Raw genomic sequence first — 16073 nt, 5'->3', positions numbered from 1 at the left:
GGTCACATCCCTGTGGGGTTGGCGTTGTCGCGGATGCTCCGGCCGGTCAGCAGGAGGAAGATGTCGTCGAGGGTTGGCTGCACGACCTGGATCGACATCGTGGCAACCTGCGCGAAGTCCAGGGCGCGGATCAGATGGGGGAGCATGACATCCGCCTTCGGCATCTGGAACCGCACGCTGTCACCGACGACGAAGAGGTCGCTCGTGTCGGCGAGGCGCTCGGCGACGGCTACCGCCGAGGGGATCTGCTCGACCGGCACCGTGATCTCGACTCGATGCCCGGCCACCTTCGCCTTGAGCGCTTCCGGAGTGCCCTCCGCGATGATCCGCCCGTGGTCGATGATGATCACCCGATCGGAGAAGGCGTCGGCCTCCTCCAGGTAGTGCGTCGTGACGAACACCGTGGTGCCCAGGTCGGAACGCAACCGGTGGACGCGGCTCCACAGAGCTGCCCTGCTTTGCGGGTCCAGCCCGGTCGTCGGCTCGTCGAGGAAGACGACGGGCGGCGCGTGGACGAGCCCGAGAGCGATGTCCAGGCGGCGACGCTGGCCGCCCGAGAGCGTCTTGACGAGCCGTTTGCGTAGTTCGGTCAGGTCGAGCTGGTCCATCACCTCGCCAGAGCGGCGCCGTGCCTCGGCAGCGGACATCCCGTACAACCGCCCCTGCAGCTCGATCTCCTCGTGAACCCGGTGCTCGCCGTTGGTCCCGCCGCTCTGCGCGACGTAGCCGATGTGCCTGCGGACGCCCGCCGGATCGGCCAGGAGGTCCCGCCCGGCCACCGTCGCGGTTCCGGCGGTCGGCCTGATCAGCGTCGTGAGCATCCGGAAGGACGTGGTCTTACCCGCCCCGTTGGGGCCCAGCAGGGTGACACCCTCACCTGCCGACACATCGATGTCGATGCCCTTGACGGCATCGATCCGCTGACCGCCGGAACCGTAGCTCCGTGCCAGCCCACGAGTCGTGATCATGGCTCCGTCCTTTTCTGCAGATGGCAAGCGCCATGACCGTAGGCGGCGCGGAGCCGGGAAATCCCCGGAGTTTCTAGTGATTTCGCGAGTCGTGACCGGGATTCACTGGTCTGGGCGGGCATTCATCTCGATGAAGGGACCAATGGATCGTGATTCACGCGGACGACCCAAGCACCCTGTGGCTCCGTCGATACCATCCGGCGACGGGAGCGGCCACGCGCCTGGTGTGCTTCCCACACGCGGGCGGATCTGCCACCTTCTTTCACCCGGTTTCGGCGACGTTCTCACCGAAGGCAGATGTGGTGGCACTGCAGTACCCCGGCAGGCAGGACCGGCTGCGAGAGCCGTGCATCAAGGACATCGGCACGCTGGCGGACCGGATCGTCGACGAGCTCGTCAGGCTACCGGAGCGGCCGACGGTCTTCTTCGGCCACAGCATGGGGGCGGTGATCGGCTTCGAGGTGGCCTGCCGCCTCGAGGACAAGGGCGTCAACGCGCCCCACACATTGATCGTCTCAGGACGCCGCGGCCCGTCCACCCTGCGGGACGAGACTGTGCACCGGCGCGACGACGACGGCATCATCGCCGAGCTGAAGCGGCTGAACGGCACGGACGCCGGAGTGCTCGGCGACGAGGAGATCCTCCGGATGGCGCTGCCCGCGCTCCGGGGCGACTACGAGGCGATCGAGACGTACCGCGGAGATCCCGAACAACGCCTGCGCGCCGCGATCACCGTGCTGACCGGTGACGCCGACACGAAGACGACGGTCGACGAGGCGCGGGCCTGGAACCGGCACACGGAGGGGCCCTTCCGCCTCAGGGTCTTCCCCGGCGGTCACTTCTTCATCATCCGGCACCAGCAGTTGGTGAACAGGGAGATCGCTGTCGGGCTCGGCGTGTGACGATGAACGAGGACGATCTACCCGTCCTGGGCGGGCGAGGGCGCCTGGGCCTGCTGAACCCGGTGATCCGCCGAGCACGCGACAATGGCCCGGTCAGCCGGGTGCGCACCGTCACTGGCGACGAGGCGTGGCTGGTCACCCGGCACGCCGAGCTCAAGCGGTTGCTCATGGACAGCCGTCTCGGGAACACCCATCCCGATCCGGAGAACAGGTCGCGCTACCTGGACAGCGTGATGCTGGATCTGCTGGTGTCCGATCTGGAACCGGTGGCGGCACGCCGGTTTCACCTCGACTTTCGGGCGCAGCTCACACCGCACTTCTCCGCCGCGCGCATGTCCGGCCTCCGGGCGCGCGTCGGCGCCGTGGTCGATGAACTCCTCGACAAGGTTCTGGCCGAGCCGTCCCCGGTGGACCTGCACACCGCCCTTTCGCTGCCGCTCTCCTACCAGATCCTGTGCGACCTGATCGGCATCGCCGACCGGGACGAGTACATGGCGGTTCTCCATCCGGCCGGCGCCGTCGGCGCCGAATCGGACAGTGCGGGCGGGCTCTACGACTACCTGGTACGGCTCGCAGGACGCAAACGCAAGCAGCCGGGCGACGACCTGGCCTCGGCGTTGTGCGGGGCGGGACACTCCGACGAGATCGTCGCCCTGCTCCTGGTCGCCGTGACCATGTCGTACCTGGTCACTCCGCACGGCATCAGCGCGGCGATCGGGCTGTTCGCGATGAACCCCGACCAGCACGAACTGGTGGCCGCCGACCCGGGGCTGCTACCCGGTGCCGTCGAGGAATCGCTGCGGCTGAGCAAGTTCGGCGAATCCATGGTGCCGCGGTACGCCAACGCCGACATCGACATCGCTGGGGTCACGATCCTCGCCGGTGACCTCGTACTGTGCGACCACGGCTCGGTGGGGTTCGACGACCGGGTCTTCAGAGACCCTGAACGCTTCGATGTCACCCGCAACCCCAACCCTCACCTGGTGTTCAGTCACGGGATCACCTACTGCATCGGCGCCCCGCTGGCCCGGCTGGAGATCCACGAGGTGCTGGCCAGGCTCCTGCCTCGCCTGCCCGCCATGCGCTTGGCGATCCCGGTCGGCGAGATTCAGCTTTACGGCGACCTGGGTGCGGGACAACTCGGCGGCGGCATCGCTCACCTGCCGATCGCCTGGGGCTGAGGAAGGGGCCGGCCCTCGCTCGACAGCGAGGAACCGGCCCCTTCCGTCTCAGGATGTCGAGGAGGCGAACTCTGTGAAGATCTCACGCGCTGACCGGTGTCGGTCCTCCTGCACGGATCGAAGGTCCCTGATCACGTACATACGTTGCAGCCATCGATCCAATCCGTCGTATCGAGCCGTGAACGGAGCTCGGCCGTGCACCGCCCGCCGGTTGTCGACCACGAGCAGATCGCCCTCATCGAGATACGCATACTTGAGATGCTTCTCCGCAGCCTCCCTGGCATCCCGCAGGGCTGTCCTCGCCTTCTCGTTCAGGCCTTCCATGAGGTCGGGATCGAAAATCATCAGCGGGTCCCATGGATCACCCGACAACACGGGCAGCACCGGGCCGTTGCCCTTGCACTCGTCGCTGTTGCCGAACGAATAGTCGATGCCTGTCCGGAAGTTCGTCTCGAACAGGGCGGCACGGGATCTCGGCGGCAACTCGCCCAGCAACATGCGGGTCCCGGAGATGAGGGTGGCCGCCTGCTTGTGGTGGTCGGGACGGAGACAGTACAACAGCAGGTAGTCGGGCAAATAGGGGTGGAAAGCGGTCTCCGTGTGCAGGTCCAAGAGAATCGTCGAACTCTCCGATGAGAGCCTTTCCGCATTGCCCGGCGTCGGGCACATGTTCATGAACAGCTCCCCGTTCTTCTCCTGGGTGTAGGAGATCGGCTCTCCCAGAGCGCACCCGAGTACGGCGAGCCATAGTTCGCTGGCGAAGGTCGTCTTCTCCATCGACCTCCACGAGTTCGGTGGCGTGAGCGGCGTTTCAGGATCCGGTGGCAGACCGCGAATCAGGAGGGCGCCGAAATCATTGGAGTGCCGACGGAAGTCGATGATCGCGTTCCTGACGGATCGGGGCAGCTCGTGATAGATCAGCTCCGCGTGGGTGAGGAATTCCTCCGGCCGCTCGTAGGGATCGATGTCGAGCACGGCCAGTGCCTCGGCCAACTGGGGCACCTCATGCACATCGACGATCGGTGCCCCCTCGACCTCCGTGAGCCGGATCGGCGAGGAGGCCCGGGTGATGCCGGGGCCTGCTGTCATGGCACGCTCGACGGTGTCCGTCCTCGCGGCGGCGGCGTCACCCGCCAGCCACGCGAGCGTGCCGGCGAAGAGCTGGGCGTTGTCGTCGCAACCCCAGAAGGGGAGGGCGAAGAGGTCGGAGTCACCGATGACCGCCACCCTGCCGCGGCCGTGTTCGGCGACGGCGGCGACGGTCTGCCCGCCTGGGGCGGTCAGCAGGGGCACGGCGGTCGTGTCGAAGGAGTCGAGGGCGCTGCCACCCCAGACGCACACCTTCTCGACGCCCTCCACAACCGGGTGTGGCTGGCTCGGGACACAGGTGGCCCGGCGGCTGCCCAGACTCTGGTCCGTGACCTGAATGCCGAACGCCTTCAGAAGACCGTTGAGGTCGGCCGACGGGTGCCTGTCCGGTTCGTCGCCCAGGATCAGCGCAGCTCCGCCCTCGGATATCCACTCGCGGAACAGTTCGATCTCGGCTTCCGCGAACTCCTCGCGCGGGTGGGCGATGATGAGGACGTCGCAGGCCCGCAGGGTCTCCTGACGCCACGGCTGCGTGATGGCCTTCGCCGTACGCCCGAACATGGCCAGCGTGAGATCGGCCAGGTGCCCGTAGTAGGCCCGATCCGGATCCTCCTGGGTCAGTTCCGTGGCTCGCTCGGCGTCGATTGTCCAGCGTTCGCCGTGGGCCTCGTCGTATGCGAATGTGGGCACTCCGCGCCCCTTTCAGTAGGCCATGTTCGGGTGGATCGCGTCGCCCCGCCCGTCCGCGTAGAACTCGCGGATCTTGCCGATCACGAAGTCCTGGTCCGGCTCGGACAGCGCGGGGTCGGTAGGCAGATACAGGCCGTCGGCCGCGTAGCGGGCGGCGTTCAGCGACGTCCAGCCGGGGTCGAAGTACATCGGCTGGCGGCTCATGGGCTGGAAGAACGGCCGCGTCTCGATGCCCGCGTCCGCCAGGAACTCCCGCAGCTCCTCCCGCCGCTCCGCCCGGAGGTCATACATCCACAGGACGTCGCGCGGCGGCATCAGAGTGATCCCGTCGATGCCGTCGAGCCCCTGGTCGTAGTGGTTCTCGATGCGCTTGCGGATGTCGAGGATCTCCTCGATCCGCTCCAGCTGGGCCAGGGCGACCGCGGCCTGCAGGTTGGTCATGCGGAAGTTGTAGGCCAGCTTCTTGTGGACGAAGTCGTGTTCGTTGCTGAAGGCCATGCCGCGCAGGTGGGCCATCTGCCGGGCCAGCCGCTCGCTGCCGGTCACGCAGACGCCGCCCTCACCGGCTGTGATGATCTTGTTGGCGTACAGCGAGAAGCAGGCCACGTCGCCGACCGGGCGCACCCCAATCGCCTCCGCCGAGTCCTCGACCACACGCAGGTTGTACTCGTAGGCCAGGTTCATGATCGTGTCCATGTCGCACCGCCGGCCGTAGACGTGCACCGGCATGATGACCTTGGTCCGCGGCGTGATCTTCTCTTCGATCAGCGACACGTCGATGTTGAGGTCGTCGGCGCAGTCCACGAAGACGGGTACCGCGCCCGTGTAGGTGACCGCCCAGGCCGAGGCGACCATGGTGAACTCCGGCACCAGGACCTCATCGCCCGGACCGACTCCCAGAGCGCGCAGCGCCAGGGTGAGCGCGGTCGTGCCGGAGGAGCACGCGACGCCGAATGAGGAACCGTTGTACCGCGCGAACTCCTTCTCGAAACGCGCCACGAAAGGGCCCTGCGAGGATATCCAGCCGGAATCGACGGCCTCGTTGAGATATTGCAGTTCCCGTCCGGTGAGATACGGCTTCGACACGTGATATCTGAACGCCATGGGTTCCTCACTCATAAGCCGTTCGTCCGACGGCACGGGGCGAGAAGGGCACGCGCCGAAACAGGCGCCGGGGCACGTATAGAAGAACCCGGGCGGCACTCGTGAAATCACTAGGAATCCAGGTCACCGGCACCGACAACTAGTGAAACGCGCAGCGGGTGCTCGGCATAGTTTGACGCGGCTGGGACCGGGAGCCGCGCTGTTTCCCGTCTCCGCCTGGTGGCACGACAACGGCACTGGGGAGCGGCGCGTGAATCGATCCGAGTTCACGAGTGACGACGCGATCGCGATCGTCGGGGTGTCCTGCCGGCTGCCTTCCGCGCCGGGACCGGCGGAGTTCTGGCGGTTGCTGACTGACGGGGTCAGCGCCGTGTCCACCGTGCCGCCCGGCCGCTGGGGTACGGACCTGCAGCTCGGTCCCAGCGCCCACGGCGCGTTCCTGGACGAGGTCGACCGCTTCGACGCCGCCTTCTTCGGGATCTCGCCTCGTGAGGCCCGCGCGATGGATCCCCAGCAGCGGCTGGCGCTGGAGCTGAGCTGGGAGGCCCTGGAGAACGCGGGCATCGCACCCGCCCGGATCCGTGACGCCGGCGTTGGCGTGTTCGTCGGCGTGATGGCCGACGACTACGCGCTGCTCAGCCGCCGAGCCGGTACGCCCGGCATCGGCCACCACTCGCTCACGGGCGTCAACCGCAGCATCATCGCCAACCGGGTCTCGCACTTCCTCGCGCTGACCGGCCCGAGCGTGGCGGTCGACACCGGCCAGTCGTCGTCGCTGGTCGCGGTGCACCTGGCCTGCGAGAGCATCCGCAGCGGCGAGTCCAGCATGGCCCTCGCCGGCGGAGTCCAGCTCAACCTGGCCGTGGAGAGCGCCCTGGCGCCGGCGGAGCTCGGCGCGCTCTCACCCGACGGCAGGTGCTTCACCTTCGACGCGCGGGCCAACGGGTACGTGCGCGGCGAAGGCGGCGCCGTCGTGCTGCTCAAGCCGCTGTCCCGGGCTCTCGCGGACGGCGATCACGTCTACTGCGTCATCGCGGGCAGTGCGGTCAACAACGACGGGGCCGGTGACGCGCTCACCACGCCGAGCGTCCTCGCCCAGGAACGCGTGCTGAGGGCGGCGTGCCGGCGCGCCGGCGTGGATCCGGCGAGTGTCGGCTATGTGGAGCTGCACGGGACCGGCACCAAGGTGGGTGATCCCACCGAGGCCGCCGCCCTGGGCGCCGTCTACGGCGCGGAGCGGACCCTGTGGGTGGGGTCGGCCAAGACCAACGTCGGCCACCTGGAAGGCGCAGCCGGGCTCGTTGGCCTGCTCAAGACCGTGCTGGCCGTCGAGAAGCGGGAGCTGCCGCCGAGTCTCAACTTCGAGCAGCCGAACCCGGCGATCCGCTTCGAGGAGTGGAATCTGCGGGTGGTGCGGTCGGCGATGCCGTGGCCGGTCGACGCGGACGCTCCGATCGTGGCAGGCGTGTCATCGTTCGGGCTCGGCGGCACGAACTGCCATGTCGTGCTGGCCGCCGCCCCGGAGCCCGCTGCACGAACCGGCCGTTCCAGAACCGAAGGCTCCGCCGTACCCGAAGGCGCCCGCTGGACCTTGTCCGGGCACACCGAGGGCGCGCTGCGTGCCCAGGCGGCCCGGCTGGCCGCGCACGTCAGGGCGTGCCCGGAGCTGACACCCCCCGACGTGGCCTTCTCCCTGGCGACGACCCGGGCGGACCTTCGCCATCGCGCGGTCGTCACCGGTGACGACCGTGAGCGGTTGCTGCGCGGGCTGGACGCCCTGGCGGAGGGGCGCCCGGCCGGCGGCGTGGTGAGCGGCGGGAACCGCCTGGGTGACCAGGTGTTCGTCTTTCCCGGACAGGGATCGCAGTGGGCCGGCATGGGGGTGGAACTACTCGACTCGGCGCCGGCCTTCGCCGCCGCCATGGCCGAGTGCGAGGCCGCTCTGTCGTCCTTCGTGGACTGGTCGCTGACCGGCGTCGTCCGGGGCGAACCCGGCAGTCCGTCCGGGGAGCGAGCCGACGTCATCCAGCCGGTGCTCTGGGCGATCATGGTCTCGCTGGCGGCGCTGTGGCGGTCATACGGCGTACGGCCGGCCGCGGTCGTGGGTCACTCGCAGGGTGAGGTCGCCGCCGCGTGCGTCGCGGGCGCGCTGTCGCTGGAAGACGGGGCCAGGATCGTGACCGCCAGATCCAGGCTGGTCACCGAGGTCCTGTCCGGCCACGGCGGCATGATCTCCGTCGGGCTGCCGGCGGAGGTGGTGAACGAGCGGCTGGCCCGATGGGAGGGGCGCCTGTCCGTCGCGGTCGTCAACGGCCCCTCTGCCGTCGTCGTCTCCGGAGACGACGAGGCGCTGGCCGAGCTGACCGCCGACCTCGCGGGCGCCGCTCGGCTGCGCCGGATCAAGGTCGATTACGCCTCGCACTGCTCCATGGTCGAGCGGCTCGAAGAGCGGCTCGCGCCGATGCTGGCGCCGATCCGGCCGCGCCACTCGACGATCCCCTTCTACTCGACGGTGACCGGGTCCCGCCTCGACACGACGGAGCTCGACGGCGGCTACTGGTATCGCAACCTGCGCAGCCCGGTCGACTTCCACCGCACGCTCGCGCGGATGATCGAAGCCGGGTTCGGCGTGTTCGTCGAGGTGAGCCCGCATCCAGTGCTCACCGGAAGCATTCAGGAGTGCGCCCAGGCCGCCGGACGCCCGGCGGCGGCCGTCTGCACCAGCAAGCGGAACGCCGCCGGGCTCTCCCGCCTGCTCACCTCGCTCGCCGAGCTGCACGTCAACGGGGTAGAGGTTGGCTGGGAGACGGTCATACCCACCGCCATGCGGGTCCAGCTGCCGACCTACGCGTTCCAGCGAGAGCGCTACTGGCTCGACGGCTCCGGGCCTGCCGAGGCGATTCCGGCTGTTCCCGGCGGTGACCCGCTCGCGACGGTACGCGACGCATGCGCGGCCGTTCTCGGGACCGACGATCCCGGCGCGGTCGACCTCGGCCTGCCCTTCAAGGAGCTCGGCTTCGACTCGGCGATGCTCGTCGAGTTCGCCACCAGGCTCAACGCGGCCGCCGGGCTGGCGCTCACCGCGAGCACCCTTTTCGACCACCCCACTCCGGCGCGGCTCGCCGCCTTTCTGAGCCGGGCACCCGGCTCCCCGGAGCCGATGGAGTCCACCCCCAGGCCCGACGAGCCCATCGCGATCATCGGGATGGCCTGCCGCTACCCCGGCGGGATCGACTCACCGGAGGGCCTGTGGCGGCTGGTCGAGGCCGGCACGGACGCCGTGTCCACGGTGCCGGCCGACCGCGGCTGGCGGACCGGCGCCGTTCCTGGAGGTTTCCTCCACGACGCGGCAGGCTTCGACGCCGCCTTCTTCGGGATCTCACCGCGTGAGGCCCTGGCGATGGATCCGCAGCAGCGGCTGGCGCTCGAAGTCACCTGGGAGGCGGTGGAGCGGGCCGGCATTCCGCCCTCCACCCTGTACGGCACGCGCACCGGGGTCTACCTCGGTGCGATGGCGCAGGACTACGGCGCCCGGATGCACGAGGTTTCCGGTGACGCCGAGGGCTACACGCTGACCGGCACCTCGCCCAGCGTCCTGTCCGGCCGCGTCGCCTACACCCTGGGCCTGGAAGGTCCCGCTATCACGGTGGACACCGCGTGCTCGTCGTCGCTGGTCGGCCTGCACCTGGCCGCGCAGGGACTGCGGTCGGGGGAGTGCTCGATGGCGCTTGCGGGCGGTGTCACCGTCATGTCGACACCCGGCATCTTCCTGGAGTTCGCCAAGCAGGGCGGTCTGTCCCCGGACGGGCGTTGCAAGGCGTTCTCCGATGCCGCCGACGGGACGGGATGGGCGGAGGGCGTCGGCGTCCTGCTCCTGGAACGGCTGTCGGACGCGCGCCGCCACGGTCACGAGGTGCTGGCCGTCCTGCGTGGTTCCGCGGTCAACTCCGATGGGGCCTCCAACGGCCTGACCGCTCCCAGCGGCGCCTCTCAGCAGCGGGTGATCAGGCAGGCCCTGCGCAGCGCCGGTCTGTCACCGGCGGATGTGGACGTGGTCGAGGCCCACGGGACCGGCACCGCCCTCGGAGATCCGATCGAGGCGCAGGCCCTGTTGGAGACGTACGGCCGGCACCGCGAACGGCCGCTGCTGCTCGGCTCCGTCAAGTCGAACATCGGGCACAGCCAGGCCGCCGCCGGCGTCGCGGGCGTCATCAAGATGGTCATGGCCATGCGGCAGGGAGTCGTCCCGCGAACACTGCACGCCGAGAAGCGCACATCCCGGGTCGACTGGTCGGCCGGTGGCGTGGAACTGGTGACCTCGCCGGTGGAGTGGCCCGAGAGCGATCGTCCACGACGGGCGGGCGTGTCGTCGTTCGGGATCAGCGGCACCAACGCACACGTGATCATCGAAGCGGTTCCGGCTCCAGAACTCCAGCCCGCCCCGGAGCCCGGGCCGCAGGCGCCTTCGGGCGGGTCGGTGGTCGTCGTGCCGTGGGTGGTCTCCGCCAAGAGCGAGGCCGCGCTCGCGGCCCAGCTCGACCGGCTGCTGTCCTACGGGAGCCACGCGAACCCGGCCGACCTCGGCCACTCGCTGCTGACGACCCGCTCGGAATTCGCCCACCGGGCCGTCCTGCTGGCCACGGCCGACGGTGTGACCGAGATCGCCCGTGGGGTGGCCGGTCCGCCCGCCGCGCTGGCGGTGCTGTTCGCGGGACAGGGCGCGCAGCGGATGGGGATGGGCCGCGAGCTCGCGGCCCGCTTCCCGGCCTTCGCCCGCGCGCTCGACGACGTTCTCACGCGGCTGCCCGAGCACCTGAAGCGGGGGATGTCCGGTGAGGACCCGGGCACGATCGACCGTACCGAGTTCGCCCAGCCGGCGCTCTTCGCGATCGAGGTCGCGCTCTTCCGCCTGATCGAGTCCTGGGGGGTAACGCCGGACTTCCTGATCGGACACTCGATCGGCGAGATCGCCGCCGCCCACGTGGCCGGTGCGCTCTCCCTCGACGACGCCTGCGCCCTTGTCACCGCCAGAGGCCGCCTGATGCAGCGACTTCCCGAGGGTGGGGCGATGGTGTCCGTCCAGGCCGGCGAGGCTGAGGTCGAGCCGCTTCTGGAAAGCGGAGCCGTCATCGCCGCGGTGAACGGGCCGTCGTCCGTCGTGATCGCCGGTGACGAAGCGGCCGTCCTGGCCACCGCCACGCGCTTCGCCAGGTCCACCCGCCTGCGGGTGAGCCACGCCTTCCACTCGCCGCTGATGGAGCCGATGCTCGCGGAGTTCAGAGAGGTCGTCGAAGGGCTGACCTTCCACGAGCCGACCACGCCCATCGTCTCCACCGTGACCGGCGCGCCGGTCGACCCCGCCTACCTCTGCTCGGCGCAGTACTGGCTGGACCAGGTCGTCCAGCCGGTGCGGTTCGCCCGGGCGGTGCGGGCCACCGGTGCCGAGCTGTTCCTGGAACTCGGCCCCGACGGCGGGCTCTCCGCGCTCGTTCACCAGAACCTGCCGGAGGCGGCCGCCGTCCCGATCCTGCGCAAGGACCGAAGCGAGGAGACGGCGGCGCTCACCGCCGCCGCCCGGCTGCACGTCCGCGGCGTGCCCGTGCGCTGGCGGGAACTGGTCCCGGCCGCGCGCCGCGTGGATCTGCCGACCTACGCCTTCCAACGCGAGCGGTACTGGCCCACGCTCTCGCAGGTCGCGGGAGACGTCACCGCCGCCGGGCTGGATCGGCCGCGTCACCCACTGCTCGGCGCGGCCACAGAGCTGCCCGACACCGGCGGATTCCTGTTCACCGGAACCATCTCGACCGGGGCGCATCCCTGGCTGGCCGATCACGTGGTGGCCGGGCAGGTGCTGCTCCCCGGCACGGCGTTTGCCGAACTGGCGCTCGGCGCCGGAGGCGAGGCGGGCTACCACGTTCTGGAGGAACTCACGCTCACTTCCCCGCTCGCGCTCTCGGAGCGGGAAGGCGTCCAGGTCCAGGTGGCGCTCGGCCCCGACACGGGCGGCAGCCGGACGGTCGGCGTGTACTCCCGCACCGAGCCGGACGCGCCGTGGGTCCAGCACGCCGCCGGTGTGCTGACCTCCGAGGCGCCGAAGGTCCCTGACGGCGGTGGGCCTGGCCAGGACGCCGTCCCGGTCGATCTCGACGGCTTCTACGAACGGCGGGCGGAGGCGGGCTTCTCGTACGGCCCGGCGTTCCGAGGGGTGCGTGCCGCCTGGCGCACCGAGCGGGAGGTGTTCGCCGAGATCGCCTTGCCGGAAGGCGTCGAGGCCGGATCGTTCGGCCTGCATCCTGCGCTGCTCGATGCCGCGCTCCAGGTGGCCGCGCTGGCCGGGCTGGACGGGGCCGGGCTGCTGCCGTTCTCCTGGAGCGGGGTGTCCCTGCACGCGTCCGGCGCGTCGGCGCTGCGCGTGCGGCTGAGCTCGGCGGGCCAGGACTCGATCACGCTCGTCGTGTCCGACGACGAAGGCGTGGTCGCCTCGGTGCGTTCCCTCGCGTTCCGTGCGGCCGGCCGTACGGAACCCGTGGGGGGAGCGCCGCTGCTGCGGCTGGACTGGCAGCTCGCGGAGGCAACCGAGGAGCCGCGGCCCCGGCGGTGCTCGGTGCTCGGCCCGGACGAGTGGGGTCTCTCCGCCGCTCTGCGCACGGCGGAGCACCCGGCTGAGGCGGACGCCGCCCACGTGACACTCGTCCCGGTCGTGACCGCCGCCGGGGACGACATTCCGCTTGCCGTACGGTCGGCGACCTCGGCGGTGCTGACCCAGCTCCGTGCGGCCGATGACGGGGAGCGCGTCGTGTTCGTGACCTCGGGGGCGATGGACACCGCGCCCGACCCGGTAGCGGCGGCGGTCTGGGGCCTCGTGCGTTCGGCGCAGGTGGAGAATCCCGGCCGGTTCGTCCTGCTGGACCTCGCCCCCGATCACCTCGATCACAGGCCTTTGCGCGGCCGGATCCTCGCTGCGGCGCTTGACTCGGCGGAGCCGCAGCTGGCGGTGCGCGACGGGGTGCTCATGGTGCCTCGTCTGGTGAGGGTGCCTCGTCAGGCGAGCGCCGAGAGTGCCGCCGACCCGGGCCCATGGAGCGCCCACGGCACCGTGCTCATCACCGGCGGGCTGAGTGGTCTCGGCGCGCTCGTCGCCCGCCACCTCGTCACGGTGCACGGCGTCCGCCACCTGATCCTGGCCGGTCGGCGCGGCTCGGGAACCGAGGACGCCCGCCGGCTGCTCTCGGACCTGGCCGACCTCGGCGCCGACGTCATGGCCGTCGCCTGCGACGTGTCCGACCGCGACGCCCTGGTGCAGATGATCACCGCGATCCCGCCGGAGCATCCCCTCACCGGCGTGGTCCACGCCGCCGGAGTGATCGACGACGCACCGGCCGAGATCCTGACCCCGGAACGGATGGACGCCGTCCTCCGTCCCAAGGTGGACGGCGCCTGGCACCTGCACGAACTCACCCGCGACCTCGGCCTGACCGCGTTCGTGGTGTTCTCCTCGGTCTCCGCGACCCTCGGCAACGGCGGCCAGGCGAGCTACACCGCCGCGAACGCCTTCCTCGACGCCCTCGTACGGCAGCGCGCCGTCCAGGGCCTGCCAGGCGTGTCCATCGCGTGGGGCCCCTGGGAACAGGACACGGGGATGACCAGCGCCCTCACCGACACGGACCTGCGCCGTATGGCCAGATCCGGGCTCCGCCCGTTCACTGCTGAGCAGGGACTCGCCTGGTTCGACGCGGCTCTGGCCGGGCGGGAACCGGTGGTGGTCGCGGCCCGGGTGGACCGGCCGGCGCTGCGGGCGCAGAGCGGGATACCGGCCGTCTTCCGAGCCCTAGTCCCCGCGCCCCTGCGTCAGTCGGCCGCCCCACCTCCCGGGGAGTTCTCCGCGGAGGACGTGGCCACGCTGGTGCTCACGCAGGTGGCGGCCGTTCTGGGGCACGTCTCCGCGAACGCGATCTCGCCGGACCTGACCTTCCAGGACCTCGGCCTCGACTCCCTCACCTCGGTGGAGCTGCGCAACAGGCTGATCGAGGCGACGGGCCTGCGCCTGCCCGCCACGCTGGTGTTCGACCACCCCACTCCGGCGGCGGTGACCCGCTTCATCCACGGCCGGCTCGACGGTGCCGAGACTGCGGCGCCCGTGCCCGTCACGGCACCGGTCGCCGGAGACCCGATCGTCATCATCGGCATGGCCTGCCGGTACCCGGGTGGCGTCACCTCGCCGGAGCAGCTGTGGGAGCTGGTCGCCGAGGGCAGGGACGCCATCGCCGCATTCCCCGGCGACCGCGGCTGGGAACTCCAGGACACCTCGTTCGCCCACGCGGGCGGCTTCCTGTACGACGCGGCGGAGTTCGACGCGGGGTTCTTCGGCATCTCCCCCCGCGAGGCCCTCGCGATCGACGCCCAGCAGCGGCTGCTGCTGGAGACCTCCTGGGAAGCCGTGGAACGGGCGGGCATCGACCCGGAATCCCTCAAGGGCAGCCCGACCGGCGTCTTCGCCGGGATGATGTACCACGACTACCCGTCCACCGGGGACGTCGTCAACGGGACGACGGGCAGCATCACCTCCGGCCGCGTGTCGTACACGCTGGGGCTGGAAGGCCCGGCGGTGACGGTGGACACGGCCTGTTCGTCGTCGCTGGTGGCATTGCACCTGGCGGCCCAGGCGCTGAGCTCGGGGGAATGCTCGCTGGCGCTGGCGGGCGGTGTGACGGTCATGTCCACGCCGGACACCTTCGTCGACTTCGCCCGTCAAGGCGGGCTGAGCTCCGACGGGCGGTGCAAGGCGTTCTCCGACAGCGCCGACGGCGTGGGCTGGTCCGAGGGTGTGGGTGTGCTGGTGCTGGAGCGGCTGTCGGACGCCCGGCGCAACGGTCACCAGGTGCTCGCGGTGGTCCGTGGTTCGGCGATCAACCAGGATGGCGCGTCCAACGGCCTGACGGCGCCGAACGGGCCGTCGCAGCAGCGGGTGATCCGGCAGGCGCTGGCCGCCGCCGGGCTGTCCTACGCGGATGTAGACGTGGCCGAGGCGCACGGGACCGGGACGACGCTGGGTGATCCGATCGAGGCTCAGGCGTTGCTGGCGACCTATGGTCAGGATCGGGAGCGGCCGTTGCTGTTGGGGTCGGTCAAGTCGAACATCGGTCACTCGCAGGCGGCTGCGGGTGTGGCTGGTGTGATCAAGATGGTCATGGCGATGCGTGCGGGTGTGGTGCCGCGGACGTTGCATGTGGATGCGCCGTCGTCGCATGTGGACTGGGCTGAGGGCGCCGTCGAGCTGGTGACGTCGCCGGTGGAGTGGCCGGACAGCGGTCGTCCGCGGCGAGCCGGCGTGTCGTCCTTCGGGATCAGTGGGACCAACGCGCACGTGATCATCGAGCAAGGGCCGGTGGCCGCCGTGACGGAGGTCCCCGCGAGCGGGCCTGTCCCATGGGTCGTGTCCGGCCGTACGGCAGGCGCGCTGCGAGCCCAGGCGGCGCGGTTGCTGACGCACCTCGAGAGCTTGCCCGGCGCGGGATCGGCCGAGGTCGGACTGTCGCTGGCGACTGCCCGCTCGGCCTTCGAGCATCGCGCGGCCGTGGTGGGCGCCGATCGTGCGGAGCTGATGCGGGGGCTGTCCGCGCTGGCCGAAGGCGAGCCGGCCGCGGGCGTGGTGACCGGATCGGCGGGGGGCCCGGCGAAGCTCGCGTTTCTGTTCACGGGGCAGGGGAGTCAGCGGGTGGGGATGGGGCGGGGGCTGTATGAGCGGTTCCCGGTGTTCGCTCGGGCGTTTGATGAGGTGGCGGCGCAGTTTGATTCCCTTGTCGAGGAGGATCTGGATCAGACGGGGGTGGCGCAGCCTGCGCTGTTCGCGCTGGAGACAGCGTTGTTCCGGTTGGTGGAGTCGTGGGGCCTCAGGCCGGATGTGCTGGTGGGGCATTCGATCGGGGAGTTGGCGGCTGCGCATGTGGCCGGGGTGTTGTCCTTGACGGACGCGTGCACGCTGGTTTCGGCCAGGGCTCGGTTGATGCAGGCGCTTCCCGCTGGTGGGGTGATGGTGGCGGTGCAGGCTGGCGAGGTGGAGGTTTCCGGTTTTGCCGGGGTGTCGGTCGCGGCGGTGAACGGTCCGTCGTCGACGGTGATCGCTGGTGCCGAGCGGGCGG

At 70.3% G+C, this 16073-nt stretch carries 6 protein-coding genes; 3 read left to right on the top strand and 3 right to left on the bottom strand.

Annotated features, from left to right (window positions below; genetic code table 11):
- Positions 1-2: 2 nt before the first annotated feature.
- On the bottom strand, positions 3-968 hold the full coding sequence (locus tag ACWCSU_RS51550) for an ATP-binding cassette domain-containing protein (protein ID WP_449944743.1): 966 nt from the start codon (positions 966-968) through the stop codon (positions 3-5).
- A 149-nt stretch (positions 969-1117) separates the two neighbouring features.
- On the opposite strand from ACWCSU_RS51550, the gene ACWCSU_RS51545 reads away from it, so the two are divergent.
- Together ACWCSU_RS51545 and ACWCSU_RS51540 are read left to right on the top strand one after the other, a co-directional pair.
- Entirely contained in the window at positions 1118-1870 is a 753-nt protein-coding gene (locus ACWCSU_RS51545) for a thioesterase II family protein (protein ID WP_449944740.1), read from the top strand.
- A gap of 2 nt (positions 1871-1872) precedes the next feature.
- Positions 1873-3051 (top strand): cytochrome P450, encoded by a 1179-nt coding sequence (locus ACWCSU_RS51540; protein ID WP_449944738.1) that lies wholly within the window; start codon positions 1873-1875, stop codon positions 3049-3051.
- A gap of 48 nt (positions 3052-3099) precedes the next feature.
- Here the strand turns inward: ACWCSU_RS51540 and ACWCSU_RS51535 are convergent, their stop codons facing one another.
- The gene (locus ACWCSU_RS51535; RefSeq protein ID WP_449944735.1) at positions 3100-4830 is read right to left on the bottom strand and encodes a DUF4350 domain-containing protein; all 1731 of its coding nucleotides are present in this window, start codon (positions 4828-4830) and stop codon (positions 3100-3102) included.
- A gap of 12 nt (positions 4831-4842) precedes the next feature.
- Complete coding sequence (locus ACWCSU_RS51530) at positions 4843-5934, bottom strand: DegT/DnrJ/EryC1/StrS family aminotransferase (RefSeq protein ID WP_449944732.1); 1092 nt, start codon at positions 5932-5934, stop codon at positions 4843-4845.
- A gap of 250 nt (positions 5935-6184) precedes the next feature.
- On the opposite strand from ACWCSU_RS51530, the gene ACWCSU_RS51525 reads away from it, so the two are divergent.
- Positions 6185-16073, top strand: a 9889-nt coding sequence (locus ACWCSU_RS51525; protein ID WP_449944729.1) for an SDR family NAD(P)-dependent oxidoreductase, incomplete at its 3' end; no start/stop codon positions are given.

The organism is Nonomuraea sp. NPDC001699, assembly GCF_053596455.1.
This window is presented reverse-complemented; position numbering and strand designations above follow the sequence as displayed.